The organism is Stenotrophomonas sp. PS02298, assembly GCF_029959445.1.
Lineage (GTDB): Bacteria > Pseudomonadota > Gammaproteobacteria > Xanthomonadales > Xanthomonadaceae > Stenotrophomonas.
On sequence record NZ_JASCOR010000265.1, the window covers coordinates 1 to 3,616 of the forward strand.

General features: G+C 64.6%; 2 protein-coding genes. One reads left to right on the forward strand and one right to left on the reverse strand.

Features of this window, described 5'->3' with window-relative positions:
- Positions 1–76 precede the first annotated feature (76 nt).
- Positions 77–1,111 carry an L-threonine 3-dehydrogenase gene (tdh, locus tag QMX78_RS20750; RefSeq protein ID WP_282273214.1) on the reverse strand — a complete coding sequence of 345 codons (1,035 nt, stop codon included), beginning with the start codon at positions 1,109–1,111 and terminating at the stop codon, positions 77–79.
- Between the two features lie 135 nt (positions 1,112–1,246).
- Here tdh and QMX78_RS20755 point away from each other — a divergent pair, with 135 nt between their 5' ends.
- Complete coding sequence (locus tag QMX78_RS20755) at positions 1,247–3,412, forward strand: S46 family peptidase (RefSeq protein ID WP_282273217.1); 2,166 nt, start codon at positions 1,247–1,249, stop codon at positions 3,410–3,412.
- Positions 3,413–3,616 lie beyond the last annotated feature (204 nt).

Genomic DNA, 3,616 nt, shown 5'->3' on the forward strand with positions numbered 1-3,616 from the left:
GACCCATGGTCGGCAACGGGCATTACCGGTGACGCCAATGCCGACCATGGGTCGGCACTACCGATTCCGCCTGGGCTCAATTCCAGCTCAGCACGACCTTGCCGGCCTTGCCCTGTTCCATCAGGTCGAAACCTTCCTGGAAACGGTCCACCGGCAGCTGGTGGGTCATCACCTTGCCCAGCGGGAAGCCGCCCAGCACCAGCTGGGTCATCTTGTACCAGGTCTCGTACATCTTGCGGCCGTAGATGCCCTGCACGGTCAGGCCCTTGAAGATGATCTTGTCCCAGTCGCAGCCGGCGCCCTTGGGCATGATGCCGAGCATGGCGATCTTGCCGCCGTGGTACATGCAGTCGAGCATGTCGTTGAAAGCGCGCGGGTTGCCACTCATTTCCAGGCCCACGTCGAAGCCTTCCATGTGCAGCTCGGCCATCACGTCCTTCAGCGACTGGTTGGCGACGTTGACCACGCGCGTGGCACCCATGTCGGCGGCCAGCTTCAGGCGGAAATCATTGACGTCGGTGACCACCACGTTGCGCGCACCGATGTGCTTGCAGATGCCGGCGGCAATGATGCCGATCGGGCCGGCGCCGGTGATCAGCACGTCTTCGCCGATCACGTCGAACTCCAGCGCGCAATGCGCGGCGTTGCCGTAGGGGTCGAAGAATGCGGCCAGCTCGGACGGGATCTGGTCCGGGATCGGCCACAGGTTGGTGGCCGGCATCACCATGTATTCGGCGAAGGCGCCGTTGACGTTGACGCCGATGCCAACGGTGTTCGGGCACAGGTGCTGGCGGCCGCCGCGGCAGTTGCGGCAGTGGCCGCAGACGATATGGCCTTCGGCCGAGACGCGCTGGCCGACTTCATAGCCGGTCACGCCCGGGCCGATCTCGGCGATGCGGCCGACGAACTCATGGCCGATGGTCAGGCCCGGCTTGATCGTGCGCTGGCTCCACTCGTCCCACAGGTAGATGTGCAGGTCGGTGCCACAGATGGCGGTCTTTTCCAGCTTGATCAGCACCTGGTTCGGGCCCGGCGTAGGCACCGGCACCTCTTCCATCCAGATGCCCTTGGTCGCTTCGCGCTTTACCAGCGCCTTCATCGTCTGTGCCATTGCAGGAGACCGCAGTGTGAGGAAAGAGGGCGATTATAAGCTTTCAGCCGTAACCGCCCCGTACTGACCGATGGCAGGGGAGGCGGACGGTTACAACAGCTACAATCGGCCCTTCCAAACTTTCGGATGTGCGTAATGCGCGTGAATTTCCTTGCGTTTTCCATCGTTGCTGGCCTGGGCCTGGCGCAGACCGCACACGCCGCCGAAGGCATGTGGGTGCCGCAGCAGCTGCCGGAAATTGCCGGCCCGCTGAAGCAGGCTGGCCTGAAGCTGGACCCGCAGCAGCTGGCCAACCTGACCGGCGACCCGATGGGCGCGGTGGTTGCGCTGGGTGGCTGCACCGCCAGCTTCGTTTCGCCGCAGGGCCTGGTGGTGACCAACCACCATTGCGCCTACGGTTCGATCCAGCTGAACTCCACCGCCGAGAAGAACCTGATCAAGGACGGCTTCAACGCGCCGACCCAGAAAGACGAACTGAGTGCCGGCCCGAATGCCCGCATCTACGTGCTGGACGACATCACCGATGTCACCGCACAGGCCAAGGCCGCCATCGCTGGCGCCGGCAACGACCCGCTCAAGCGCACCCAGGCACTGGAAGCCTTCGAGAAGCAGGCCATCGCCGCCTGCGAAACCGATGACGCCTACAGCTGCACCCTGTACAGCTTCTCCGGCGGCAACACCTACCGCCTGTTCAAGAACATGGAAATCAAGGACGTGCGCCTGGCCTATGCGCCGCCGGGCAGCGTCGGCAAGTTCGGCGGTGACGTCGACAACTGGATGTGGCCGCGCCACACCGGCGATTTCTCGTTCTACCGCGCCTATGTCGGCAAGGACGGCAAGCCGGCCGCTTTCGCCGCCGACAACGTGCCGTACCAGCCCAAGCATTGGCTGAAGCTGGCCAACCAGCCGCTGGGCGAGGGTGACTTCGTGATGGTGGCCGGTTACCCGGGCCGTACCGATCGCTATGCGCTGGTCAGCGAGTTCGAGAACACCGCCACCTGGACCTACCCGTCGATCGCCAAGGCCTACAAGGACCAGATCGCGATGGTCGAAGCGGCCAGCAAGGACAACCCCGACATCGCGGTCAAGTACGCGTCCAACATGGCCAGCTGGAACAACACCAGCAAGAACTACGACGGCCAGCTGGACGGCTTCAAGCGCAACAACGTGCTGGGCCAGAAGCAGGCTGCGGAAACCGCGGTGCTGGAATGGCTGCGTGGCCAGGGCGCTGCCGGCAAGCCGGCGCTGGATGCGTTCGCACAGCTGCAGACGCTGGGCCAGCAGTCGCGCGCCAATCAGGCGCGTGACCTGAATCTGGCCATGCTCAACCGCACCGGCACCCTGGGCACCGCCGTGCGCCTGTACCGCCTGGCCATTGAAAAGGCCAAGCCGGACGCGCAGCGCGAAGAGGGGTACCAGGAGCGCGATCTGCCGACCATCGAAGGCGGCCTGAAGCAGATGGACCGCCGCTATGTGCCGGCCATGGACCGTCAGTTCCAGCAGTACTGGCTGCAGCAGTACGTGCAGCTGCCGGCCGGCCAGCACCTGTCCGCGTTCGACAAGTGGATCGGCGGCGTGGATGCCAAGGCGGTCGAGGCTACGGTCGCGCGTCTGGACGGCTCCAAGCTCGGCAGCCTGGATGAGCGCCTGAAGTGGTTCGGTGCCGACAAGGCCGCGTTCGAAGCGAGCAACGACCCGGCCATCCAGTACGCCGTGGCAGTGATGCCGGCACTGCTGGAGCTGGAACACCAGCGCAAGCTGCGCATGGGCGAGGAGCTGGTGGCACGTCCGCTGTTCCTGCAGGCCATTGCCGACTACAAGAAGACCAAGGGTGAGTTCGTCTACCCGGATGCCAACCTGTCGCTGCGTATCACCTTCGGCAACGTGAAGGGCTACACCGGCCTGGACGGCAAGGTGCAGGAAGCCTTCACCGACCTGGAAGGCATCGTCGGCAAGGAAACCGGCAAGGACCCGTTCGACTCGCCGCAGGCGCTGATCGATGCGGTCAAGGCCAAGCGTTACGGCGGCTTCGAGGACAAGCGCATCGGCAGCGTGCCGGTGAACTTCCTCTCCGACCTGGACATCACCGGCGGCAATTCCGGCTCGCCGGTACTGGACGCGCACGGCCGCCTGGTTGGCCTGGCGTTTGACGGCATCTGGGAATCGGTTGCCAGCAACTGGGTGTTCGACCCGGTGATGACCCGCATGATCTCGGTCGACGAGCGTTACATGCGCTGGATCATGCAGGAAGTGGCGCCGGCGCCGCAGCTGCTGAAGGAGATGGACGCCGCCTCGAAGTAAGTCCGGGTTGCGTTGCTGATAAGGAAGCCCGGACGGGAAACCGTCCGGGCTTTTGTTTTGCCCCTCCCTTTCGCGTAGCGAAGGGGAGGGCTGGGGAGGGGGGCGTTTGGCCGGCTGATGGAGTCCAGGCCTGGCGACTGTAGTGCCGAGCCATGCTCGGCTGAGGCTCTACCGGGAAAGCTCCTGCCGAGCACGGCTCGGCAC